Raw genomic sequence first — 24,125 nt, 5'->3', positions numbered from 1 at the left:
CATTTACAGCTTCACCCGTTGGAGACGCAGTGCATTCAGCACGACCGAAACAGAGCTAAATGCCATGGCTGCTCCCGCCAACCATGGGGCAAGGAAGCCCAAAGCGGCAATAGGAATACCGATCACGTTATAACCGAGCGCCCAAAACAGATTTTGTCGTATGTTTGTCATGGTCCGGCGGCTCATTTCAATCGCATCAGGAATGCTGTTCAGGTTGCCACGCATGAGGGTAATATCCGCCGCCTCCATGGCCACATCCGTTCCCGTGCCCATCGCCATCCCAATATTAGCAGTAGCCAGCGCAGGCGCATCGTTAATACCATCCCCAACCATAGCTACGATCATGCCTTGTTCCTGAAGCCGTTTCACTTCTTCAGCCTTTCCTTCAGGCAGCACCTCCGCCAGCACTCGTTCAATTCCAGCCTCGGCGGCAACAGCCCTCGCAGTCCGTTCATTGTCACCCGTAATCATGATGACTTCAATGTTCATCGCGCGCAGACGGGTAACTGCCTCCCGTGACGTTGCTTTAATCGTATCCGCCACGGCCACCAGTCCAGCATAGGCACCATCCACAGCAACAAGCATCGCGGTTTTCCCTGCGCTTTCCAGCTCATTCATATGCTGCTCAGCTGAGTCATCTATCGCGATGCCTTCCCTGCTCATCAATCGGCGTGTACCCGCCAATACCTGCTTACCTTCCACATGAGCCTTCACGCCATAACCCGGAATATTTTCAAAATCTGTCGGTCCTACCAGTTCAATGCCTCGATCTGCAATCCCCTTTACAATGGCTTCCGCCAGCGGATGCTCCGAGCTTTTTTCTGCCGCACCGAGCAACCGCAGCAAATCCTTTTCAGCCATGCCGCTTGCTCCAACCATAACATCCGTCAGCTCTGGCTTGCCATTCGTAACTGTTCCTGTCTTATCCAACACCACTGCGTTGACTGAACGGGTCATCTCCAAATGCTCGCCGCCCTTGAACAGAATACCGTATTCAGCGGCACGTCCCGATCCTGCCATAATGGACGTTGGAGTAGCCAAGCCGAGCGCACAAGGACAAGCTATGACGAGAACTGCAATCATTTTCTCCAGTGAGCCTGCAAAATCAGTCGGCGTCACAAGGAAAAACCAGACGATAAAGGCTAACACAGCAATAGCAACAACAATGGGGACAAAAATACCGGAAATCTGATCCGCAATCCGCTGAATCGGGGCCTTAGAGTTTTGTGCATCTTCCACGACCTTAATAATACGGGACAACGCCGTATCACCACCCACACGCTCCGCCTGAATACGTAGTACCCCGTTTTTATTGAGCGTCGCCCCTGTAACTGCGGAACCTGCTTCTTTTTCAACCGGAAGACTCTCACCACTTAACATGGATTCGTCCACTGCCGAACGTCCGTCCACGACCACACCATCGACAGGAATTTTCTCGCCGGGTCGTACAATAAAGATATCCTTCACACGTACCTGTTCGATCGGTATATCAAGCTCTTGTCCATCACGTACTACACGTGCCGTCGTTGCCTGTAGACTCATCAGGCTCTTGATCGCCTCGGACGAACGCCCTTTGGCTACCGCTTCAAACCATTTACCAACCAAAATAAGCGTAATTAGCACCGCGCTTGTCTCGTAATACAGCTCTGGCATGGTCATGACAGGCATTCCCGCCATTCCCTCCATGACATCAGACGGACGCAGAGTAAGGTACAAGCTGTAAAAATAAGCCGCAGACGTACCCAGTGCAACTAACACATCCATATTCGAACTGCCGTTACGAAGCGCTTTGTACGCGCCCACATAAAACTGCCAACCAATGACGAACTGAATCGGCGTTGTCAGCACTAGTTGGAACCATGGATTCAAAAACAGTTCTGGCACATAAATCCATGATGTAAAGGAAAAATGAGCCACCATTGCCCACAACAACGGAAATGACAGCACTGCGGACACAATCCACTTCCATTTTTTACGATGGATATCCTTACTGCGCACATCCGCAATATTGTCCTCAGCGCTCTGCGGAATCGCTCCGTAGCCTAGCTGTTCAATCTTGCTCACCAGATCACCAACCGCAATACTCCCCGCGGCATATTCCACATGAGCTGTTTCCATCGCCAAGTTTACCGTGGCACCTGTTACACCAGGCATCCGATTCAATCCCTTTTCAATCCGGGTTGCACAGGCCGCACAAGTCATGCCCGTCACATTCAGATTGGCTTCTTCACTTACAGTTCCAAACCCAAGAGAAGCAATTTTATCGCGAAACTCAGGGATCTCCACCTGCTTGGGATCATAGGATATCGACGCCTGCTCCAAAGCCAAATTTACATTAGCCTGTGCCACACCGTCTATTCGATTTAAACCTTTCTCAATACGGCTTGCGCAAGCGGCACAGGACATCCCCGTAATATGAAGCGTTGTCTGCTTGTCACCGTCAGTCGCACGGTTTTCCATGGTAACCCTCCTCTTATACCCCAGTGGGGTATATCATATCCAAAAAGAAAAAGCTTCTAATATGGAAGCTTCTCCTTCGAAACAAGTCTGTTCACACATAAAGCATCTTCAGCTTAAACAACATCATAGCCCTGGTCTTCAATGGCTGTTTTCAGAGCCTCAACGTTCAGCTTGGACTCGTCATATTCTACATTCACTTGCTTCGTTTCGAGGCTGACCTTGCCGGTAGCGCCAACTTTCTCCAAAGCCCCTTCTACTGCCTTCACGCAATGATTGCAGCTCATGCCTTCTACGTTCAATGTAACTTGTGCCATTTTCTTTTCCTCCTCAGGGGTACTTCCGTACCCATAATGTGTATGAATACTACTCTTAACGGATTAGCTTCTTGACCGTAACCAGCAGCTCGTCAATCACTTCCTGCTCTCCTGCCTGCATGCGCTCAATGACACAGCTTTTCATATGCCCTTCCAGCAGCAGCTTACCAACACCATTCAGCGCGGACTGGACAGCCGCAATCTGGTTCAGTACATCGTCACAGTAGGTATCCTTCTCAATCAAGCCCTTAATTCCGCGAACCTGACCTTCAATACGGTTCAACCGGGATACGAGGCTGTTCTTGAACTCTGCCGAATGATGACTTTTTCTAACTGTCTTTTCCCCGTCTGTTCCACAGTGATTCTCATGGACTTCAGTGTGGGAAACAGGTTGCTCCTCAGCCATACATCAGCCTCCTGTGTGGTGTATATATGCATTTATGCATTTGTTATATCCTTATCATAATATACCCCCATGGGGTATGTCAACCTTCCAGAAAAATGTCACTTTTTCGCCCTATTTTAAGCCTTCGCGCGTGCTTCCTTAGCAAGTACGACAAAGCTTAATAGCGCTCCAACCTCGGCTATAGCTATAACGACCGCCATCGGTACGGGGGTTGTTCCACTCCCCAAGCCTACTAGCGGTGAAGCGATGGAGCCAAGTAATAGAGGCAACAAACCAAGCATGGCGGACGCACTGCCTGCGGAGCGCTGCTGACTCTGCATTGCCAATGAAGTCGTCGTTGTACTCACAATCCCTACGCAGGAAACGACAAAAAACAGAGGAACTAAAACAGCAAACAATTGGCCTCCGGTAAAGGCTACAGTAAGCAAGCTAATTCCGGCTACAGCCGCAATTACCAGACCCGACAAGAGTAACTGTCGTTCGCTGAAGCGACCCACGAGTCTACCCGTCAACTGCGAAAACAGTACAATCCCCAAACCATTCACTGCAAAAATGATGCTATACGTCTGAGGAGAAACCCCGAAAATATCCTGAAGCACGAATGGTGAGCCAGCGATATACGCGAACATCGCTCCTGTAATCAGCGCCTGTGAGAAGGCATAGCCCATAAAGCGTCGATCGGCAAACAAGTGACCGAGTGTTCCTAGCGTCTGCTTCAAGCCACCGGATGAGCGGCGGTTAGTTGGCAACGTTTCTGGCAAACCCAATACGACGGCAATCAGCATAGCCACGCCGACTACACAAAGCACCATGAATACACCACGCCAGGAAACAAAGTTCAAAATGACACCGCCCAGTACTGGTGCAGCGATGGGTGCCACGCCGTTCACCAGCATAAGTAGTGAGAAAAAACGTGTCAACTCTTTGCCCGAGTATAGATCACGGGCTACAGCTCTGGAAATCACGATCCCCGCCGACCCCGTAAGCCCTTGAATAAAGCGAAGCACAATGAGCATACCGATATTCGGCGCAAACACACATAACAGCGAAGCAGCAGCGTACAGAATGAGCGAGATCACCAGCGGTCCTCTGCGACCCCTTACGTCGCTAAGCGGACCAGCAACGATCTGGCCAACGGCCAGTCCCAACAGACAGGCGGTTAAACTAAGCTGCGCCAGCGAAGTGGTCGTATGCAAATTGTTCGCTAATGTAGGCAGCGACGGCAAATACATATCTATGGACAACGGCCCGAAAGCACTCAATGCACCCAGGACAAAGGCGATCCATAATATTCGCGATTTGGTCATATCTGCGGCAACCATAACAGTATTGGATAACCGGTTCATAATAATAATCATCCTTTTCAAAAAAATATAAATAATTACTTCAATGTATCATGATATCACTCATTTCGTCTGGCTTCGAATAATTACACGCTAATCCGCAATTTTTTTTCAAAACTGCTATATATCAGGCAGGAATTTACCAATTTCAGGTCGAATTATACGGTAACCAAAACAAAAAATTTGTGGAATCTGGAGAATGATAATGGTCTATGATGGAGTGCTACTAGGTCTCATTGTAGGTCTGTTCAGAGGAGGCTGGCGGCAAGGTCTGATCCGTTTCAGTCAAATTCGCCTTATAGCCGGCTGGATGTTCCCTGTACTGCTGCTGGTACAATTCATTATTTTTTATGCCCAGGAAAAGTGGGCTTGGCTGGCAGCCATTAACGGGTATCTATTTATGGGAGTCTACGTGGTTGGATTGATATTTCTCTGGTTGAACAGACATCATAAGGGATTCAAGCTTATTATAATCGGCGTATTGATGAATTTTATCGTTATGGCGGTGAATGGCGGCAGGATGCCGGTCTCGTTGAGCGCTTCGGAGGTGCTGGGTCCCTATTATACAGATATGCTTAAATCCGGAAGTGTCATCTCGAAACATTACATGATGGATGCGAGCACGCGTCTATCATTGCTTGGTGACATTATTCCTCTCTCCAAGCCCTATCCCCGCACGCAGGTAATTAGTATTGGAGATGTTGTCATGAATTTCGGGATGTTCCTGTTTATCCAAAGCATTATGGTCGTGAAGAGAACTAAGGATAAGCAGCAAGAAACCAATCCCCGCCACGCCTAGTGCACACCTTATTCCAAGGAAGGGAGGGAACCCTATGAAAAACTTGAAATACTCCCGTGTGATTATCAATGCTATTATCGTAGCTTCTGTCATAATTGCTTTGACTTCCGGTTACAAAATCGGGGGCTAGTCACCGATAAGAAAAAAAGGAAGCACAGGCTCAACAAAACAGGCTGGATTCCGGCCTGTTTTTTCATGTGAAATTTTCGATTACAAAATTGTAAATTATCCCATTCACCCCTGGTAGCTTTGACATCAAGATACGACAAGGCAGGAGAAGAAATGATGAGTATAATAAAAAAGCTGCAAGAACGGGTTACCGCGACGGGAATATATGTGTTTTTCATATGTTTGGCAGGCGTGATCGTCCTCCTGTATACGAACCAATGGTCCTTTTTGCACTATACGACAACAGAGTGGGTCACGATCTATTCCCTACTGGGAGCCGTTCTGATTCTGGAGCATTTTACATTCCAGCTACCACCGGCCAGTAACAAACAGTCCATGGATTCCTCCGTGTATCTGGCTTGTATTTTTGTGCATGGCACCGAAATTGCTATTCTGATTTTGTTGTTAAATGTAATCATTGCCATGTTCCGGCACGCAGAGCTGTCCTGGTGGAAGCATACCGCCAATTTTTCCATTTACGCCCTTTCCATTTTCCTGTCTTCAACAGTATTTGAACTAAGCGGCGGAACGCAGGGGGCTTTAAACCAAGATCATTTCGCTTCCTACCTGCTGGCGTTGATTTGCTACTTTGCGGTGAACACCATCACACTGGGCATCTACTTTTATATCGCATACAAAGGGTCCTTCAATGAGCTTAAACAGGCCTTTTTGGCTGAATCCCTGCTCGTATACTTATGTACACTCATTCTGTCTTTGGTATTGACTACACTGATTTATAACAACGGCATTCTAGGACTTTTGCTGTTCCTTGGGCTAAGCATGCTCCTATCTCACGCATTCAAGCAAATGTTCACGCTGTATCGGGAAATCGAAGAAAAAGCGAACATGGATCGCAGAACAGGGCTATACAATCACAGCTACTTCGAAAATACACTTGAAGCTGAATTAAATATATCCCGATCCGAGAATACTCCTCTCAGTCTGGCGCTGATTGATATAGATGATTTCAAAAAATACAATGATCATTTCGGTCATCTTAAAGGCGATCAGCTACTGGGATTTCTCGGTGAGTTTCTTAAGAAGGAAACCTCCGGCACCCACATCACCGTATCCCGCTATGGTGGAGAAGAATTCACCCTGCTTATGCCCGAGCATACCGCTGAACAAGCATATGAAACAGTCAATGCTATTCGAAAAAGATTAAATGATTCTCGTTATGAGGGTGTTGAAATTTTTCCGCATGGCTGTCTGTCCTTCTCCGCAGGTATTGCACAAAGTCGCATTGACATCTACGACAAGTCACAGCTGGTCGATCTGGCGGATAAAGCCCTGTACTACGCCAAGAAACAGGGCAAAAACATCGTTCATACGCACGGAAGTTTAAATGAAGTGGAGCGCGAGGTCGATCTGGGGCAGGATATTCGCGATCTTGAACAGCAGCTTAATTTGTTCTTGTACAAGGATATTAACACTTTCAAGCATTCCAAGCGGGTATTCAGATATGCAGCAGACATGAGCGATGTACTTCAGCTCGGACCGGAGGATAAGCGGCGTTTCATACTAGGTGCCCTCATTCATGACATTGGTAAACTGGAGATTCCCTGGAATATCCTCAATAAAAAAGAGAAACTGTCCGGTGAGGAATGGCAGATGGTGCAAGCGCATGTCATGTGGGGCAAACGTATTGTCGAAGCCAACGAACGATTCATAGATTTAGTTCCTTTTGTGGAGCTGCATCATGAACGTTATGACGGAGGAGGCTATCCGTTTGGCTTTAAGGGCGAGCAAATTCCACGTTTATGTCGGATGCTGACGATCATCGACTCTTTTGACGCAATGACAACCGAGCGCCCCTATCAACCCACCAAAACGTTCGAGGAGGCCATTGAGGAACTACGTGCTTGCTCGGGTAGCCAATTCGATCCCAAACTAACGGCTATTTTTATCCATTATATTCAACATAAGCAACCTGCTTTCACGGATCTCATGGAAACAGGGCTCTAATTCCTTCATAGGCTCTTCCTCTTTGCCCCTAGCGTGGTTGAAATCGTCCTGAATTCAACCACGCTAGGGGTTTTCATATGATTGGCATTTTGTATAATGCTTATTATTTCAAATTTCATATAAATGTCATAATTTGCTCCATCTATTCATGCTATATGCACTATGATTAAGATAGGAAGGGGTTTGTCCGTATAAAATGTTACAAATGGGGATATCCTCGCTTCAAGTAATCGAGAGAAGGTGACTTCACAGGCATGTTGTACCTGTCCAGACCAGCCCGTGTGGCTTGTCTTTTATTGCTGTGTCTCCCCCTTCTGATCCTGTTTCCTCACTCTTCGTGGGCTCATGCATTTGTCATTGAATCCAGTCCGACCGAAAATCAGGTTTTGGACAAGTCGCCTTCTCAGGTGACCATCACCTTCAATGAAGATTTGCAATCTGCCTTCATGTCGATCAAAGTGACCGATGAAACAGGCAAGCGGGTCGACACAGGAAAAGCACAGCTTGACCCGAATCACAAATCCACCATGGAAATCCAATTGATTCCAGGGATGAAAAATGGAATTTACTCCGTCAATTGGAGAGCTTTATCCGCAGACGGACATCCGGTTAATGGAGTTATTCCATTTCAAGTAGGCAGCAGTTTCAATGCGCCTACCCATCAAGCTGCCGCATCTGAAGGCTCAGGGACATCACGAATCGACTTAATCGCTGTCCGTTGGTTTCTTTACATAGGACTATCGCTGCTTTTTGGAGCGATTTGTTTCCGGCTGTTCATCTTACCGAGCATAAGCCAAGACAAGAATCGAAGTGAACAGCATAAGCAAAATCAGCGGCCCTTTGAAACATTGCCCCGCTGGACTAAGCTGCTATGGAGCGGCTACGGCATAACGTCTGCCGCCATTCTGATCAGCCTGCCACTTCAGGCTTCATGGGATGCCGGGGTTTCCATCAGGGAGGGCTTCTCATTCCCGATTCTGGGAGAAGCTCTCCAGTTTACTGGAGCCGGACAAATTTGGTTTATCCAGATGATTCTCGTGCTACTCCTAAGCGTAACGCTGATTTACGCGCTGGATCACAGCATTTCGAATCGCCAGCGCCGTCTTTGGGGATACAGCTCGGCTCTCCTAACGCTATGCCTCATGCTGTCCAAGGCCTTTGTCGGCCATCCGGCAGCGGCTACGCATCCAGCTCCAGCCATTGCGGCGGACTTCGTCCATCTCGCGGCAGCAGCCTTTTGGATCGGCTCACTTGCCGTCATGGTCGTGTGCCTGCCGGTTGCCGGAGCAGAGTTGCCCGTATCCGAACGGGCAACTCTGCGACAAGCCGCCTTGCGCCGCTTCGCCGGCTGGGGCATTGCGATGGTGGCAGCGTTACTCGCCACCGGTATATATGGAGCCGTGCTGTACATTCCGGCTCCCTCCATGCTGCTGAACACGTCCTATGGACTCGTTCTGCTCGGCAAAGCAGCGCTGCTGCTAGTCATGCTGGTCTTCGCGGCCAGCCAGTTCCGCAGCGCACGGCAAGCGGCGGCGAGCAAGCGAGCCGCTGGGGGATTGCGTGCCGAGTTGTCCGTCGGCCTGCTCGTGATGCTGTTGACCGCGGTGCTCACTCACCTGTCACCCGGCCAGGCACCTGCTGTACCGTTTGAGGAGACTCGCCCAACGGGTGAATATAACGTTACACTGGCAGTCAGCCCCAATGCTGTGGGCAGCAATGAATTTAAGGTATCTGTTCAGGATAGCAAGGGTGCTGCCGTTTCAGGAATCCAACAGGTCACATTAACGCTCACTCCAGCGGACCCTGACCAAGATCAACAGGAATTTGTTCTGCCCGTAAAGCAGCAACAACCATTCCGCAGTCAGGAATTGATGACCTCCGAAGGAACATGGGCGGTAAAAGTACATGCTCTGACGGCATCACTCGATGCGGTTGATGCTGAATTTACCCTGCATGTAGGCGGTAAAAAATAATTATTTTATACTTAAAAGGAGCGAAATGAATATGAATACAACGATTCAAACAGCAAAATCCAGATTTTCCAGGTTTGCAACCTCTGTGGGTCTAATTGCGGCCGGTGCCTTACTTTTTGCAGGCATGGCCAGTGCACATGTGACAGTTAAGCCTTCTATTTCACAACCTAATGCATGGGAAACGTACACATTGAAAGTACCCGTGGAAAAAAACATTCCAACCACCAAAGTCGCCTTGAAAATTCCGAAAGAGGTCGTTTTCAAACAATACGAGCCTGTACCGAATTGGAAGGTAGCCACCGAAAAAGACAGCTCTGGCAAAGTAACCACCGTGACCTGGACGACTGAAAAAGACGGCATTCAAGCGGGTCAGTATCAGCGTTTCAGCTTTGTAGCGCAAAATGCAGACCAGAATACCGCAGCAGCCTGGGACGCCTTCCAATATTATAGTGACGGAAGTATTGTGGAATGGACAGGCGACGAAGGAAGTAACAACCCTCATTCCATTACCGAAATCACGGCAGATGCCACGTCCCAAACTCCTGCCGCAGACAGCGGACACGATTCGGCGGGCACGGCAGCAGGCCATACGAGCACAGATACGGCTAAAGATAGTAGTAGCCCCGCACCTGCTTCTAACAATGCTGTAGAGGCTACACCTGCCGCTTCTGCTCCTGCCAGCTCTACTGCACAAACGACAGCACTCGTCCTCTCGATCATTGCAGTCGTTCTTGGTGTCGCAGCTGTCGGCATTGCACTCAAGCGCCGCAAGTAATCTGGGTTACGAATGAAGTTAAGATCGTTTTAAAAAGAAAAAGCTGACACCTAGTTAAAGGGGTCAGCTTTTTTGTATGAAAGAACACGATTAATATTCAGCTTTAATACATATTCAAATTCATCTCATCCTATTATTTCACATTCACCTTTCTATCATTTTTTTGGTAAAATGGTAGATACCTCACGATTCTAACATGATAGCATTGCAATCTATTGAGCATAGGAGATCATAGGATGAAAATCGTAAATAAGGCTCTGTTATCTAGCGCTATTTTCCTGAGTACCGCAGCGGGCATCTATAGCCCCTTGGCACAAGCCGAGACCGGCAAGATCAGCATTATGCTGGACGGATATCCATTACCGTTCCCCGTACAACCTGCCATGATGAACGGCACGACCATGGTTCCCTTTCGCGCTATTTCTGAGGCTCTCGGCATTACAGTGAAATGGGATCAAGCCAGCCAAAGCATCACTGCTACCAAAGCGCAAGGCTCTGCTACCAAACAGGTGGTTCTAAAGATGGGTAGCCGCAATGCCACAGTGGACGGACAAACGGTTCAACTAACAGCCGCTCCGCAAACCGTGCACGGCAGCACCATGATTCCGCTGGGCTTTTTCGGGCAGCAGTTTGGAGCCACGGTGAACTGGAACCAGGGAACACGGACGGTCTCCATTACATCGCCACGTGAAGCTATGTATACAGTAGGCTTCTATGCGCTGTCTTCCTTTGACCAAAAATCCAAAATACCGGATTTTAACGCAGTTGCCTTCGGCTGGAGTCGAATTGATACGAACGGACAATTTACGACAAACGGCAAAGAATACAAATGGCCTCAAGCCGCTGGAACCGTAACGCCGGAGTCCATTGTGCAGGAGGCAGACAGCCAGGGGACTTCCCCTTACCTGATGGTCTATTCCGGAGATGGCAATCACGAACTGACCAAGGTTTTGGAAAATGCGCAGCTTCAAGAACAAACCATTTCCCAAATCGTCAGTACCGCCACCGACAAACAATTTAAAGGCATTACGCTAGATCTGGAAGGATTGGGCTGGAGCGGCGATAAAGCCAAAGCGCGTTCAGACTACAACGCCTTTATTCAAAAGTTATCGGCCAAAGCGCATCAGGCTGGACTCAAGCTCACCGTCGTTCTACATCCGCTGAACAGCTCTTACTCTGGCTATGACTACAAAACGCTGGGCAATCTGGCGGACGATCTGATCATCATGGCCTATGATTACGGACAAAAGGCTACGCCTGAGCCTTTGGCTAAAGTGGATGAAGCCATACAACTGGCCTTGAAGGAAACCTCGCGGGACAAGCTCATTTTGGGGATTTCGATGGGTAGTGAAAAAGACAGCACCGTTAACGCCAAGATCGGTTTAGCCAAACGTTATGACCTCAAAGGAATCGCTATCTGGCGCTTGGGCATCATTGGAGAAACGGCCTGGGCGCAGATGAACGAAGCCATCGAGTTTAAATAAGTGTACATTTTATCTAAATAACCCAGACCTTATTCCGCCCGCTAATGATTTCTTATGCGTCTTCTATGAAATCATTTGGCGGGCTTTCTTCATGCCCTTTAACAAAAGTGCTTGCCTGATTTGGAAGTTGTCGTCACAGGCTCGCAACCCTGTTCTCCATAGAAGATCCCCCAGTCTCTCATAAAATCCAGCAACGGCCTTAACGTATCTCCCAACGGGGTAAGCGAGTATTCCACACGCGGTGGGTTCTCATTATAAATTTCACGGTGCACAATGCCATCTCTCTCCAGTTCACGCAACTGCAAGGTTAGCATCCGCTGTGTAATATTAGGTAAGGTCCGTCGAATTTCGTTATAGCGCCGCGGTCCTGTCGTCAAATGATACAAGATGACTCCCTTCCACTTGCCGCCTATAACCCCGACGGTTTTCGCTACCGGACATCCAAAATTAACGCTAACTGCATGTTCCATCTCCTGTGCCATGTATACCCCTTCTTTCTGTAGAATGTGTAAACCAATAGCCCCAGACGTATGACAAGGAACAAATATGTGCGTACTTGTTCCATGCAAAAACTTTCTATATGATAACTATATATTCGATATCAGCTCTCATTATAGTAGCAGAAAACCCATAGAGTACCAACTAAACCCATATCAAAAGGAGTACATTTTATGTCTAATACATCAGCTAAAAAACAGGAAATTCTGGACGCCTTTCTGTTCAGGCACGCCACGAAAGAATTCGATCCCAATCGCATCATACCAGAAGAGGATTTTCAGTTCATTCTCGAAACCGGGCGACTTTCTCCAAGCTCCGTTGGTTTTGAACCATGGCAGTTTGTAGTTGTACAAAATCAGGGATTGAGAGAAAAGCTGGCTGCAGTTTCCAGCGGCGGTCAAAAGCAGATTCCTGCGGCTAGCCACGTCGTCCTGATTTTGGCGCGCAAGGATGTTCGTTATGATTCTCCTTACGTGGAGTATATGTATAAAGAGGTTAAAGGTATGTCTGAGGAGGACTTTGCCTCACTGCCAGGCCGCTATAAGATTTTCCAGGGTGAAAATCAACGCTTACTGGAAAACGAACGTACGTTATTTGACTGGGCTTCCAAGCAAACCTACATTGCCTTAGGCAATATGATGACAGCGGCGGCTCAGATCGGTATTGATTCCTGTCCAATTGAGGGCTTTAACTACGATCAGGTGCATGCCATTTTGGAGGAAGAAGGACTGCTAGAAAACGGGCTGCTCGATATTTCAGTCATTGCTGCCTTCGGTTATCGCGCTCATGAACCCAAGCGGGAAAAATCCAGACAACCGCTGGAAAAGGTCACCCGCTGGATTCTGTAATCTAATATCCCGAGTCTCTCCCCCAAGCACTGAACACTGAAGCATCAAAAAAGCGGGCTTGCGGCACTTCATCTGAATGATGAACATACCGCAGCCCGTCTTTTTTAGGTCACTTCAATCTCTATTAAAATACCCTTGGAAGCCAGGTTATCCAGGCACTCCTTCATATACTCATCGTCATGCTCCACATATGCACCCGCGCCTGCCAGTTCCTCACCCAGCTCCGCCTCCCAAGGCTCACACTGCTTACCGCGATACAACGGCTGTTCCCATAGTGGATCAACATTGTACCCTCTGCTTTTCATTTCGTCCATAATGAGCCTATGATAGCGCACCAGCAGCATTGGGTGATAATCGAACACATAATTCACGGTGGCGTGTGGCTTGCCCCACCCATTCCCGCGCAGGGCACAGCACTCACGATGTTGCCCCAGCAGTTGCGGACGGGGTAACCTGTCGATTAAATGTTCATGCCAAAGCCTCATGCTTCCACAACCCTATCTGTAGCTTTTTCTGGTCTATTGGATTAGCATACGGATACCTGTCAGCACAATGCCGATCAGGAAGCCTGTAACTGCGCCGTTAATACGTATCCACTGCAAATCCTGTCCCAGTTTGTCCTCCATCAGTGCAATCAGGGATTTGTTATCCATTTTGTCTACATTTTCGCGTACCAAGTTACCAATTCGACTATGGTTGGCTTCCACCAGTCCAGTAATACCTTCCACAATTCGCACATTGATCTTGTCCAGCAGCTCGGTATTCCCTCTTAAATCAGTCAGCATCCGATCCAATAGCGGTAAAATATAGGTCTGCACATAGCTTCCGTCTTCCATGTAGTCCAATAAGCGTATACGCAGTTCTTCCATTTTGCCCAGCACTGACGCATCGCCTTCCCAGGCTTCAACAAGGCTATCCTTCCAGCCGTTCAACCCTTCCTGAACCGTATCTTTCGTCGCCAATCGGGTCACCTGTGTTCTCAGACCATCCAGCACGGCCTGGCGGCGCGGGTGCTCTTCCCTTTGCAGTTCTGCTACCTGATCCAGCAGGAAATGACGAATCATTTCACCCATACGCTCTTCGTTCAGATAGCCGAGGAATGCGTTCAAGGCAAACTGCATCAGCCCGCTCACCTGCAAACCGCTAACAGCCTGCATCCCTAAGGTGCCCAGCGTATAACCCGTTTCGGGTCGCAAAAGCCAGGACTCGGCTTGCTCCAGCGTGTAATCCAGTGCGCGGCGATCATAGCCCTTCTCGCTGGTTTGACGAGCAAGCGCCTCCAGCAGCGGTCCGGTGTCAAAGTCAGTCACCTGCCGCTTGAGCTCTGCCACGATGACCGGAGCCAATTCCGCGAGCGGGAGCGACTGGACGAGACGCTTGGCAAGAACATCTATGGATGCCGCCGCCTCCGGCGTGCGCATTCCTTTTTCCACACCGCCCAGTACCAAATCGGCCAAACGAATATCTGCAATTTTAGACGCAATGCTGTCTTTGTTTAGCAGGTTATTTTCCACGGTACTCACCAATGCATTCGTGAGCTTGTCCCTATTTTTAGGAAGCAGCGCCGTATGTGGTATCGGAATGCCTAGCGGATGACGGAACAAAGCAGTGACAGCGAACCAGTCTGCCAGTCCCCCTACAAGTCCTGCCTCAAAAGCTCCGGCTAATAAACGAGCCCAGCCATATTGCTGGAAGGGCAATGTGGCTGCAAAGCCTGCCCCTAGAATAACGAGCGACCAAGCCGCTGCGGTTTTCGTACTTTTTGGTTTTCCCATCCTGTAATCCTCCAAACTGACTGTCGAGTAAGTAAAGCACTATACCTGTATTACCCATCATATCATTGCCCGTGTCATTTCCAAAGTTGAAAGCACTTTTGATGAAACGCGCAAGGGCACTTTTTGCGTAATTTTTTATGCATATATCTCTCTTTTTTACATTCATGTTTGTGAACAAAATCACAGTACTGGGCCCAAACTCTTATTTTCAATAATAAGCCTTACGAACCATTTTAACAAAACCAAGTCCCAATTTTTTTAAACCGAAAGGAGAAGTGAACAAGAAAGTTGAATGGGCATAAGATACCTTTTTTCAGTACCATTTTGGTATTTGACCTCAGAAAGGATTTGAATCCATGATAACCCCAGATTCTTTCAACAGCATTCGACTTTTTCATATGGATTATCAGATTAAATATCCATAAAAAGCGAGACTCCCATAAAGCTCACACACATAATTTGATATATAGACATATTTGTTGTGATAAAATAAACTTTTATAAATAGGAAATCATGTTTAATCAGCCATTATATATTGGTAAATCAAACCAAGATATGCTAGATAAAATTGCTTTTTTGTAAAGGAATTGAATATGACAACAGACCAAAAAAACAACGTGGGCCTCTGGAATGGCGATCCGGTCGTAATTGTACGCACTCCCTCCGCTTTTGCCAAGCAATCCCTTTTATATATCCAGGAATTAGGCTACTTCCAAAAAACTTCTGCTTTTACGATGGAAAGGAAAGAACTTGCCTCTTTTTTGCTTGTCTTTACGTTGTCTGGTAAGGGAGAATTACTGTACCGGGGCAAGAAATATATCATAAAACCTCAAGATTTGTTCTTTATTAATTGCGAGGAATATGTTCAATACAGCACCTCCGGTCATGAATCCTGGGAGTATATCAGCCTGTACCTGTATGGCAACCTGATCGAAAATTTTTACGAACAATTTGCCAAGCATAATAAACCGGTCATTTCCATGCATAATCCGCATATTATATTGGATAAGCTCCATGCTCTGATTTGCGGGCAGTCTGACAGAAGTCTTTCCGCTGAGCTGCTAACGTCCAGGCTCATTGGTGAAATACTAATGTGCATTTTGCAACATCCCTATGATCATCCGCATGTGAATGCTGAAACCCTCAGCGAAGTACGCCGGGTACAACAATATTTGGATCAGTCCTACTGTGAGCGAATAACACTGGACTCGCTGGCAGACATGTTTGAATTAAACAAGTTTAATCTGGCTAAAAATTTCAAAAAGCAGATCGGTTTCTCTCCGATTGATTATCTCATTAATGTCCGTATCACAGCCGCTCAAAGCTGGCTTAAAACCAGTGACATGTCCATTGTGGATATCGCAAGGTACGTAGGGATTCCCAATACGAGCCATTTTATTAACCTATTCAAGGAGCATGTAGGAGAAACACCTCATTCCTTCCGCAAAAAATGGGGGAACCGTTCCAAGTTGTAAATGAGAGGTTACATGAAATCAGTTTGATAGATGATAGACGCACAAGCTATTCAAGTTAATGGCAAAACTGTCGAAAGGCAGTGACGCAAAACTATAGGGCCTTCCTATCCGGATGGCAGCCAGCTACCAGATGAACGAGCTTTTTATTATGTCTTTTTTACATAGATCCATCACAAATTGCTATGCCTCTCTCGAAGAAAGCCCTGATCGCTATGATCAGGGCTTTTTTTCTATTGGGATAGTCATGTCTGCCTAGCATGCTGAATATACTATTTCGAACGAAGCATTGCCATATTACGATGAATAGGAGAATCACTTGGAGCATGAGAACAAAAATAAATGTAATGATCATTGCCTTATTGCTCATTGTCCAAAGCTTTTTCAGCGCAACGCTGGCTTACGCAGATGCTCCAGCCCCAGAACTGCCGCAGAGTGCTGTATCTGATCCTACACCTACCGTTACAGATGCTGTATACGTTGTCCCAAACCTTGAACCTCCTGGGGAGATTCCTTCAAACACGGTCCCCTTCGTTCAAGGAGCAGTCAGTTCAAAGTCTCAACATGATGCAGCTCCGCAGAGCATATTAACGAAGTTGAGCCTGACAGACGAAGCAGGGCGTGTCATTGATGCGGTATATAGTCCAGACAGCCAATTCGACATCGGATCAGCCATCCAACTAGGCTATGAATGGGAGCTTCCTGACAATACCTATAAATCAGGGGACACCTTCATCTTTCATTTACCAGAACAGTTTGTCATCTACACTGATATCTCATCTCCGTTAGTCACTACCGACGGAACCGTGGGATACTTCACAGTAGATCGTCAGGGCAAGGTGATCATGACCTTTAACCAATATGTAGAGAATCACTCCAATGTCAGCGGCAAACTACAAGTTAAAACCGAGTTTACGAAAGAAACGGTGAAAGGCAGTACAGAGATCATCATTGCGATTCCGATCAAAGGCGGGGTACAAACGGTCATCGTGAATGTAAAACCCCAGTCAGGACCAACCCTAAGCAAACAAGGGAAAATAGAGGGCACCAATCAGATCGACTGGACCATTGATGTGAACAAACAACTAAACACCGTAAAGCATGCCCTCATCACCGATCCAATTCCTTCAGGGCTGGAACTCAGAAGAGACTCTATCCGGCTCTATCATCTACAAGTCAATATCGACGGCTCGACCGTTGTTCGAGACCTAGTGAATGCAAGTGAATATGCCATTGAAGCAGATCAAGCCGGGACAGGGTTTGTGATTCGTTTTCAAGACGATAGCATTAACACGGCCTATCAGATTCAATATTCCACGCGTATTATTGGCGATAAAACTCGTTTCTCCAACACAGCAACGCTTTCAGGAGATGCGATAGAGAACGTTGTTGCTACCGCTACTGTTCAGGTGGAACGTGGTGAATTTTTGTCCAAAAAGGTTGAAAAATATGATCATGCCACACAAACACTCTCGTGGGCCATAAGATATAACTTTAGCGAGACAAAAATCCCCGAAGCCAAAGCTCTTTTAATTGATCATTTCAATAAAACTCAAGAATTGCTGCCCGGTTCTTTGAAAGTATTTAAGGGAAACACACTGGAGGAGCTCCCATCGTGGGCGTATACTGTCATCCCAGTTGATTATCCGGACCGCAACGGCTTCAAACTTCAATTCAACTTCGACGTAGATTCAGCCTATACCATCCGATACCAGACTCAAGCCAGAGGCCGTGTCTATGATAATGGAAAAGTTATAAACATCATAACCTCGGATGGAACGCAGAAGATTGTATCGACGGAAATCATAAGCGGAGTTATGACTAAAATGTATGACACACCCAATTACAACACCAAAATCATACCTTGGGTGATTACCATCAATACAGACTTGTACATCATGAAAAATATTGTCATTCAGGATGTGTTTCCAAACGGGGGCTTGGCTTTGTTACCGGACACCCTGAAAATTCAAAGTGTTGACGGAACAACGGAGCTACGTGCGCCCACGGATTATGAGCTGGTTCCGCTATCACAGGACTATAAACAAGGATTTACGCTCATTTTTCATAAAGCCATTCAGAAGGCTTATACAATCAAGTATTCAACCACCTATAATAATGACTGGAAAACGGATACGACGAAGCCCGAGTTTCGTAATAAATCCCATATAGAATACCAGTTTGAAGACGGAGAAAGATCATCGCAAGGAGTGGAGTGCCCGATCTGGCCGGACTTTATGACACAACGAAACGGTGCCAAGCAAGGAAGCTATAATGCAACCTCCAAGCTCATTACCTGGGACATTAAAGCTAACTACAATCGCAAGATTCTGAATCACGCGGAAGTGAGAGACCCCTTGTTGCAAGGTCAGAAGTTACTGCCCGCCTCCGTAAAAGTATACGATATGACCTTGCTGGGATGGTGGGATGGCGTACAAAAAGGGGCTGAAATCCCGGCAGATCAATACACCATTATTCCTCCCTCCGAGCAAAATGGTAATGAATTGCGTATCCAGTTCAAGGAGCAGATACAGACTCCCTACTGGATTACCTTTCAAACTTCATTGGAAGGAGAACTGATTGAAAAGGAAATTCACAATCAAGCCCTTCTACTGGATGGACAAAAAACAGTCTCCGAATGGGCAGCGCAAGTCGCGGTACCTCATGGCGGAGAATATGTATCTAAAGTCGGTACACAAAATGGAAATAAGATCGATTGGAGCATCCGCATCAATGAAGGACAGTCCCATGTATCCAACGCTAAAATTATAGATCAGCCTAGCAACAATCAAATCCTAATTGAGGATTCCTTTCATTTGTACTCTACAATCATCGCTGCCAACGGAAATACCACCAAAGGCACCGAGTTGATTAGAAACCAAGATTACAAGCTGTATATCAAGACAGACGCTCAAGGCCAGCAAACTTTTGAAGTTACTTTTGCCAAGGATATTTCCACTGCTTTTATACTTGAATACCAATCGTTCATTCATGCTGAAGACAAAGCCAAGGTGAGTAATAAGGTTGCCTTTGAGGGGGATCGCTTGACGACAGAGATGCGAGAAACCAGCCAGGAAATCATCGTACGAACGTCTTCCGGCTCTGGTTCTGGCGGGGGTGTGACCGAAAGTCTTGAGCTGACCAAGGTAGATCAGGATATGCCTGACAAGGTACTGCCTGGCGCACAGTTTGCGCTCTATGATAAAGGTCAAAAAAGAGCCCCGCTCATTCAGACCACCAATGCGGAAGGCAAAATCATCTTTTCCTCCTTGCTTCATGACGATTATATCTTGGAAGAATTGGCAGCACCGGAGGGCTATAAAATCACCGAGGGCAAGCTCGAGATCAAAATAGACGCAACACTGCGACAAAGCTCTGGTGTAAAGAGGGTTGTGATCACCAATCGTAAAGAAAAGAAAAACGAACCAGGAACGCCTACTCATCCAGATCCTTCACCCCCGTCCGGAGGCTCAGGTAAAAAACATGACAAAGATCCAGAAATACCCGATACTCCGTCTATAACCGTTCCTCCGTCATTGCCAAAGTCTCCGGAGGACATACTCCCTCCACAGGAGGAACCTGCGCCTATACCGCCGGAGCCGCCAGCCGTCATACCTCATCAAGATCCTCCTCCTCCGCTGGATTCGAAAGACGATCCCGAACCTAAGATCCGTCTCAAGGTTCCGGGAAAAGAACCTGAAGAGCCGGAGGATACACCTGCGGTACATCAATTGCCCCAAACAGGTGAAAGCAGCCCCGTTCCGTTCTATTTGACAGGCATAGCGATGGTTATGTGGGGCGTATTTTTGAAATTCAGACGAACAAACAAAAAATAAAACCGATCACCTGCCCTGATCTCCCGGCTCATTCCATTCCCGATTGGAATGAGTCGGGAATGGGGCATTTTTCAAAAAAATATGTATAATCCGTACATTGCTTAGGGGAGGCGAGATTGCTGAGTCTGCGTAAACTTTCCTACGTATTTATTGTGTTAGGCTTACTTTTTATTTTGTTTCCTAAAGCGACAGAATGGAATGAGGATCAGGAACAAAGCAAGCTATTAAAAGCAGCAGAGCTACCATCTGGAAAAAGCGACGCGCTGTGGCCCCCCAGTCTTACAGACAGCTATGCTCGCTTGTCCACTGGTCTTACAGAAGTTCCGGTTAGTGAAGCACGACAAAATACTTCCCCATCCCCTGCTCCCATGGTAAGCGCTAATGAACAAACTCCCATAGCCACTATTAGTATAAGTCGTATTGCTTTAAAGCTCCCTGTATTGGAAGGCGCAACGAGGATAAATATGAGACACGCGGCTGTACATATGCCGGAAACGGGGACGCTGGGACAAGCGGGGAATGCCGCCATTGCTGCTCATCGAGCCCGTACCTCTGGACGTTTATTTAATCGTCTAAATGAATTGAAGATCGGGGATAAGATTGTTGTTAACACTCGGGGTAACCAATATGTATATAGCGTTTATAGCCTGAAGGTGGTTGATCCTACGGACGTGTCTGTTCTGAAAAGCTTCAAAAAACAAAAGCTACTTACACTGATTACATGTGCCCCTCTCGTAAACCCCACCCATCGTCTCATTGTTCAGGCGAAACTAAGCACCTAAAGCTATTTTAAAGCCCTATTTCTATGAGTAAACATAAATCAGGCGGGCCATTCCTGTTCATTACAGAAATACACCCGCCAATGCTCACATCATGATTCAGTTGGATTCTTGGCAATCAGCTTGAAATCATCAAAGTGGAATCCTGGTGCAACCACACAGGTTACCAGCACGGGCTCATCCCCAAGCGGACGTGCCGTTTGCCATACTGCTCCTGGAACGAGTGCTTGTGGATGCTGTCCTGCCTCCACATCCGCACCGACGATAATCACAGTTTCTTCACCAGGCTCTTCTCCACTTCCACCCAATTTCAACTCTACAGGGCTTCCGCTATGATATAACCACAGCTCATCAGAATGGACCACATGCCACTCGGAGAACTCACCCGGATGCAGCAAGAAATACGTAGACGAAGCTGCAAAGCGCGGACCGGAATACACATCCGGCAGTACAGGCTTCGGAATTTGGAAATGGGCCTTCCACATCTCTTTGTACCAGCCGCCTTCTGGATGGGGCTCCATGCCCAATGCCGTTACTAGCGGTGAAATAGCTTTCGTCATTGTCTAACCTTCCTTTACCCTAAATTCCTTCTTCCCTACTGTAAAACATAGCGTTGCTTTTGTCACGTTTCTCCCTTGGCATGTCGAGGATCAATAGTTTATGTCAAATTTAATAACATAAAATTACGGATATTTATTCGTTTTCAACATATAAATAACAGTTTACTAGCAAAAAACACACCAAAATACATTACACGTAAAGTTTAGTGACATAAAATCTTGTTTTTTATTGTAAGCTTATAGTATCATGAGAGAAATTTTTAAATTCTAATAGAGCTTGATCATGTCAATCCGTCTACTAAGCTATGTATCCAAGCCTAAAAAGGGGTGAGCTCTCTGATCCAGTTTCGCAACGTCAACAAGCATTACGGTCACTTCCATGTACTCAAAGACATTAATCTTCAGATTAAGGAGGGCGAGGTCGTCGTAATCATCGGTCCCTCCGGCTCGGGTAAAAGCACCCTGCTTCGCTGCATCAATCGTCTGGAAACGATATCGGATGGGGAGCTGATCGTTAACGAGATCCCTGTACATGACAAAAAGATTGATATTAATGCCTTCCGCCGCAATATCGGGATGGTGTTCCAACATTTCAATCTGTATCCCCACAAAAAGGTGATTGAAAACATTGTACTGGCACCTATGAAGGTACTGGGCATCTCGAAAGAAGAAGCTACTCAAACAGCCATCACCTATCTAAAGCGCGTCGGAATCGAAGAAAAGGCACAGAGCTACCCCGCCCAATTGTCCGGTGGACAGCAGCAGCGGGTCGCGATCGCCCGCGGGCTCGCGATGAATCCAAAAATTATGTTGTTTGACGAGCCTACTTCAGCACTTGATCCCGAAACGATCGGAGAGGTACTGGATGTTATGCGCTCGCTCGCCCATCAGGGCATCACAATGGTCATTGTCACTCATGAAATGGGCTTTGCACGTGAAGTGGCGGACCGCGTGATTTTTATGGACAAAGGACAAATTTTGGAAGACAGCCAACCTGTCGAATTTTTTCAGAATCCGGGTGAAGAACGGGCTCGCCTGTTCCTGAGCCGTCTGATTCATCATTAATAGACTACCAATGTAGCGTAAATCGAAAGGGGAATGTTCTGATGAGAAAAAGATTTCAATGGAGTACTTTGGTGCTGGTAGCTTTATCTTGTCTGCTCGTCTTGGCAGGCTGTGGAGGCAAAGAAGGAGCGGCAACGTCGGGGAATGAGCCGGCAGCAGCCAACGGGCTGGAAGCGATCAAACAGCGTGGCAAACTGGTCGTTGGTGTGAAATACGATACCAAGCTGTTCGGACTGAAAGACCCGGCTAGCGGAAAAGTAGAGGGCTTTGATATCGACATCGCTAAGGCTGTAGCCAAACATATTTTTGGCGATGAAACCAAGCTTGAACTAAAAGAAGTCACGTCCAAAACACGAATCACCTTATTGCAAAACGGGGACATCGACGCCATTATCGCGACGATGACCATTTCGGATGAACGTAAAAAGCAGGTTGATTTCAGCGACGTCTATTTTAACGCCGGGCAATCTCTGCTTGTGAAAAAAGGGAGCCCCATCACCGGGCTGGAGTCTCTGACCCCGAATACCAAGGTGCTCGCCGTGAAGGGCTCTACTTCCGCCAAAAATATCCGTGAAAAAGCACCTGAAGCAACGATATTGGAATTCGAAAACTATCAGGATGCTTTCAACGCCCTCAAAGCAGGTAAAGGAGAAGCCTTGACTACGGATAACTCTATTCTGCTCGGCATGCAGCAGCAAGACCCGAATTATACTCTTGTAGGCGGGAACTTCACAGAGGAACCTTACGGCATTGCAGTGAAGAAGGGGCAAACCGAACTGCTACAAGCTATTAATGATACGCTCAAGGAACTGAAAAGCAACGGTGAATACGATAAGCTCCACGAGCAATGGCTTGGGGTTAAACCCGAATAGTATTCTTGTGAAGGAGCCGCAATTGCGTGCTCCTTCCTTTCTTAAGTCTGGATAAGGAGGTAAATTCGCAGATGCTTACTTTTGATATCAACGTACTTTTCGATCATAGCGACCGTTTCAGAGAAGGCTTGCTTCATACCGTTCAAGCTAGTGTCATTGCCTTGATCGGAAGCTTTATTCTAGGGGCTATTATTGCCATCCTCCGAATTGCGCCTTTTAAATGGCTGAACTGGATCGGTACCGTCTATGTAGAGGTCATCCGCAATATCCCATTGCTGATCGTCGTACTGTTTTTTTATCTCGGACTTCCTACTTTGGGCATCCCTTTGGACGGATTCGTATCTGGAACGCTCGGATTGACTGTATACACAGCCTCCTTTATTGCTGAAGCCATACGTGCCGGCATTCAATCTGTGCCCAAGGGGCAATTTGAAGCGGCAAGGTCCTCCGGGTTGAGTTACAACCAGACGATGATCAGCATTATTTTACCGCAAGCCATCAAAATTGTACTGCCTGCGATCGGCAACCAATTCATTAATCTCGTCAAAAACTCTTCCGTGCTGGCTATTGTGGCTGGACTGGACCTAATGTATTACTCGGACCTCATTAACTCGGACACCTTCCTGCCCATCACAGTCTACGCCATCACGGCGCTGTTGTATCTTATCTTGACGGTTCCGCTTAGCTTTCTTGTACTTTATATGGAACGGCGTCTGTCCAAAACATCCTAAGG

Annotated in this window: 20 protein-coding genes and 1 riboswitch; of the genes, 12 read left to right on the top strand and 8 right to left on the bottom strand. The window is 47.1% G+C overall.

What is annotated here, in order from left to right; all coding sequences use genetic code 11:
• Positions 1-3 precede the first annotated feature (3 nt).
• The 4 genes from GRP75_RS03920 to GRP75_RS03905 form a co-directional block, all read right to left on the bottom strand.
• Positions 4-2,460, bottom strand: coding sequence for a heavy metal translocating P-type ATPase (locus GRP75_RS03920; protein WP_160788645.1), 2,457 nt, complete (start codon positions 2,458-2,460; stop codon positions 4-6).
• Between the two features lie 113 nt (positions 2,461-2,573).
• Positions 2,574-2,774, bottom strand: a complete 201-nt coding sequence (locus tag GRP75_RS03915) for a copper ion binding protein (protein WP_013308457.1) — start codon at positions 2,772-2,774, stop codon at positions 2,574-2,576.
• A 55-nt stretch (positions 2,775-2,829) separates the two neighbouring features.
• A complete protein-coding gene (locus GRP75_RS03910) occupies positions 2,830-3,180 on the bottom strand; it encodes a metal-sensitive transcriptional regulator (RefSeq protein WP_013308456.1) in 351 nt (116 codons plus the stop codon).
• A gap of 116 nt (positions 3,181-3,296) precedes the next feature.
• Positions 3,297-4,526, bottom strand: a complete 1,230-nt coding sequence (locus GRP75_RS03905; protein WP_023986696.1) for a multidrug effflux MFS transporter — start codon at positions 4,524-4,526, stop codon at positions 3,297-3,299.
• A 202-nt stretch (positions 4,527-4,728) separates the two neighbouring features.
• Here GRP75_RS03905 and GRP75_RS03900 point away from each other — a divergent pair, with 202 nt between their 5' ends.
• The 5 genes from GRP75_RS03900 to GRP75_RS03880 all read left to right on the top strand — a co-directional run bounded on the left by GRP75_RS03900 (position 4,729) and on the right by GRP75_RS03880 (position 11,687).
• A complete protein-coding gene (locus GRP75_RS03900) occupies positions 4,729-5,322 on the top strand; it encodes a DUF5317 domain-containing protein (RefSeq protein WP_103046731.1) in 594 nt (197 codons plus the stop codon).
• Positions 5,323-5,604: 282 nt separating this feature from the next.
• Entirely contained in the window at positions 5,605-7,455 is a 1,851-nt protein-coding gene (locus tag GRP75_RS03895) for a bifunctional diguanylate cyclase/phosphohydrolase (RefSeq protein ID WP_034094964.1), read from the top strand.
• 254 nt (positions 7,456-7,709) lie between these two features.
• Positions 7,710-9,428 carry a copper resistance CopC/CopD family protein gene (locus tag GRP75_RS03890; protein WP_160788644.1) on the top strand — a complete coding sequence of 573 codons (1,719 nt, stop codon included), beginning with the start codon at positions 7,710-7,712 and terminating at the stop codon, positions 9,426-9,428.
• A gap of 31 nt (positions 9,429-9,459) precedes the next feature.
• A complete protein-coding gene (locus tag GRP75_RS03885; RefSeq protein ID WP_160788643.1) occupies positions 9,460-10,203 on the top strand; it encodes a YcnI family copper-binding membrane protein in 744 nt (247 codons plus the stop codon).
• Between the two features lie 236 nt (positions 10,204-10,439).
• Complete coding sequence (locus GRP75_RS03880) at positions 10,440-11,687, top strand: stalk domain-containing protein (protein ID WP_160788642.1); 1,248 nt, start codon at positions 10,440-10,442, stop codon at positions 11,685-11,687.
• A gap of 98 nt (positions 11,688-11,785) precedes the next feature.
• Here the strand turns inward: GRP75_RS03880 and GRP75_RS03875 are convergent, their stop codons facing one another.
• Positions 11,786-12,169 carry a winged helix-turn-helix transcriptional regulator gene (locus tag GRP75_RS03875; RefSeq protein ID WP_023986690.1) on the bottom strand — a complete coding sequence of 128 codons (384 nt, stop codon included), beginning with the start codon at positions 12,167-12,169 and terminating at the stop codon, positions 11,786-11,788.
• Positions 12,170-12,358: 189 nt separating this feature from the next.
• Between GRP75_RS03875 and GRP75_RS03870 the strand changes: the two genes are divergently transcribed.
• On the top strand, positions 12,359-13,033 hold the full coding sequence (locus GRP75_RS03870; RefSeq protein WP_160788641.1) for an NAD(P)H-dependent oxidoreductase: 675 nt from the start codon (positions 12,359-12,361) through the stop codon (positions 13,031-13,033).
• A 104-nt stretch (positions 13,034-13,137) separates the two neighbouring features.
• On the opposite strand, the gene GRP75_RS03865 is transcribed toward GRP75_RS03870, so the two are convergent.
• Together GRP75_RS03865 and GRP75_RS03860 are read right to left on the bottom strand one after the other, a co-directional pair.
• Positions 13,138-13,518: a TIGR02328 family protein gene (locus GRP75_RS03865; RefSeq protein WP_023986688.1), complete on the bottom strand. Its 381-nt coding sequence runs from the start codon at positions 13,516-13,518 to the stop codon at positions 13,138-13,140.
• 33 nt (positions 13,519-13,551) lie between these two features.
• On the bottom strand, positions 13,552-14,808 hold the full coding sequence (locus tag GRP75_RS03860) for a DUF445 domain-containing protein (protein WP_068941032.1): 1,257 nt from the start codon (positions 14,806-14,808) through the stop codon (positions 13,552-13,554).
• 593 nt (positions 14,809-15,401) lie between these two features.
• Between GRP75_RS03860 and GRP75_RS03855 the strand changes: the two genes are divergently transcribed.
• The 3 genes from GRP75_RS03855 to GRP75_RS03845 all read left to right on the top strand — a co-directional run bounded on the left by GRP75_RS03855 (position 15,402) and on the right by GRP75_RS03845 (position 20,898).
• Entirely contained in the window at positions 15,402-16,283 is an 882-nt protein-coding gene (locus GRP75_RS03855; RefSeq protein ID WP_028541226.1) for an AraC family transcriptional regulator, read from the top strand.
• Positions 16,284-16,333: 50 nt separating this feature from the next.
• Positions 16,334-16,414: riboswitch (cyclic di-GMP riboswitch) on the top strand.
• Between the two features lie 192 nt (positions 16,415-16,606).
• Positions 16,607-20,116 (top strand): collagen binding domain-containing protein, encoded by a 3,510-nt coding sequence (locus GRP75_RS03850; RefSeq protein WP_160788640.1) that lies wholly within the window; start codon positions 16,607-16,609, stop codon positions 20,114-20,116.
• Positions 20,117-20,232: 116 nt separating this feature from the next.
• A complete protein-coding gene (locus tag GRP75_RS03845) occupies positions 20,233-20,898 on the top strand; it encodes a class D sortase (protein ID WP_160788639.1) in 666 nt (221 codons plus the stop codon).
• A gap of 89 nt (positions 20,899-20,987) precedes the next feature.
• Here the strand turns inward: GRP75_RS03845 and GRP75_RS03840 are convergent, their stop codons facing one another.
• Positions 20,988-21,455: a cupin domain-containing protein gene (locus tag GRP75_RS03840; protein WP_013308442.1), complete on the bottom strand. Its 468-nt coding sequence runs from the start codon at positions 21,453-21,455 to the stop codon at positions 20,988-20,990.
• Positions 21,456-21,782: 327 nt separating this feature from the next.
• On the opposite strand from GRP75_RS03840, the gene GRP75_RS03835 reads away from it, so the two are divergent.
• The 3 genes from GRP75_RS03835 to GRP75_RS03825 all read left to right on the top strand — a co-directional run bounded on the left by GRP75_RS03835 (position 21,783) and on the right by GRP75_RS03825 (position 24,123).
• Entirely contained in the window at positions 21,783-22,520 is a 738-nt protein-coding gene (locus GRP75_RS03835) for an amino acid ABC transporter ATP-binding protein (RefSeq protein ID WP_028541228.1), read from the top strand.
• Between the two features lie 41 nt (positions 22,521-22,561).
• Complete coding sequence (locus GRP75_RS03830; RefSeq protein ID WP_160788638.1) at positions 22,562-23,392, top strand: transporter substrate-binding domain-containing protein; 831 nt, start codon at positions 22,562-22,564, stop codon at positions 23,390-23,392.
• 71 nt (positions 23,393-23,463) lie between these two features.
• Positions 23,464-24,123 carry an amino acid ABC transporter permease gene (locus tag GRP75_RS03825; RefSeq protein WP_023986681.1) on the top strand — a complete coding sequence of 220 codons (660 nt, stop codon included), beginning with the start codon at positions 23,464-23,466 and terminating at the stop codon, positions 24,121-24,123.
• The last annotated feature ends 2 nt before the right edge of the window (positions 24,124-24,125 follow it).

It is taken from the genome of Paenibacillus sp. OT2-17 (genome assembly GCF_009827695.1).
Taxonomy (GTDB): Bacteria; Bacillota; Bacilli; order Paenibacillales; family Paenibacillaceae; genus Paenibacillus; species Paenibacillus polymyxa_B.
The sequence above is the reverse complement of the archived record's forward strand: the minus strand, read 5'-3'. Positions and strand labels throughout refer to the sequence as shown.

Excerpts from the sequence above, each read along its gene's own strand:
- GRP75_RS03920 (WP_160788645.1), bottom strand. The coding sequence starts at position 2,460 with ATGGAAAACCGTGCGACTGACGGTGACAAGCAGACAACGCTTCATATT.
- GRP75_RS03915 (WP_013308457.1), bottom strand. The coding sequence starts at position 2,774 with ATGGCACAAGTTACATTGAACGTAGAAGGCATGAGCTGCAATCATTGC.
- GRP75_RS03910 (WP_013308456.1), bottom strand. The coding sequence starts at position 3,180 with ATGGCTGAGGAGCAACCTGTTTCCCACACTGAAGTCCATGAGAATCAC.
- GRP75_RS03905 (WP_023986696.1), bottom strand. The coding sequence starts at position 4,526 with ATGAACCGGTTATCCAATACTGTTATGGTTGCCGCAGATATGACCAAA.
- GRP75_RS03900 (WP_103046731.1), top strand. The coding sequence starts at position 4,729 with ATGGTCTATGATGGAGTGCTACTAGGTCTCATTGTAGGTCTGTTCAGA.
- GRP75_RS03895 (WP_034094964.1), top strand. The coding sequence starts at position 5,605 with ATGATGAGTATAATAAAAAAGCTGCAAGAACGGGTTACCGCGACGGGA.
- GRP75_RS03890 (WP_160788644.1), top strand. The coding sequence starts at position 7,710 with ATGTTGTACCTGTCCAGACCAGCCCGTGTGGCTTGTCTTTTATTGCTG.
- GRP75_RS03885 (WP_160788643.1), top strand. The coding sequence starts at position 9,460 with ATGAATACAACGATTCAAACAGCAAAATCCAGATTTTCCAGGTTTGCA.
- GRP75_RS03880 (WP_160788642.1), top strand. The coding sequence starts at position 10,440 with ATGAAAATCGTAAATAAGGCTCTGTTATCTAGCGCTATTTTCCTGAGT.
- GRP75_RS03875 (WP_023986690.1), bottom strand. The coding sequence starts at position 12,169 with ATGGCACAGGAGATGGAACATGCAGTTAGCGTTAATTTTGGATGTCCG.
- GRP75_RS03870 (WP_160788641.1), top strand. The coding sequence starts at position 12,359 with ATGTCTAATACATCAGCTAAAAAACAGGAAATTCTGGACGCCTTTCTG.
- GRP75_RS03865 (WP_023986688.1), bottom strand. The coding sequence starts at position 13,518 with ATGAGGCTTTGGCATGAACATTTAATCGACAGGTTACCCCGTCCGCAA.
- GRP75_RS03860 (WP_068941032.1), bottom strand. The coding sequence starts at position 14,808 with ATGGGAAAACCAAAAAGTACGAAAACCGCAGCGGCTTGGTCGCTCGTT.
- GRP75_RS03855 (WP_028541226.1), top strand. The coding sequence starts at position 15,402 with ATGACAACAGACCAAAAAAACAACGTGGGCCTCTGGAATGGCGATCCG.
- GRP75_RS03850 (WP_160788640.1), top strand. The coding sequence starts at position 16,607 with ATGAGAACAAAAATAAATGTAATGATCATTGCCTTATTGCTCATTGTC.
- GRP75_RS03840 (WP_013308442.1), bottom strand. The coding sequence starts at position 21,455 with ATGACGAAAGCTATTTCACCGCTAGTAACGGCATTGGGCATGGAGCCC.
- GRP75_RS03830 (WP_160788638.1), top strand. The coding sequence starts at position 22,562 with ATGAGAAAAAGATTTCAATGGAGTACTTTGGTGCTGGTAGCTTTATCT.
- GRP75_RS03825 (WP_023986681.1), top strand. The coding sequence starts at position 23,464 with ATGCTTACTTTTGATATCAACGTACTTTTCGATCATAGCGACCGTTTC.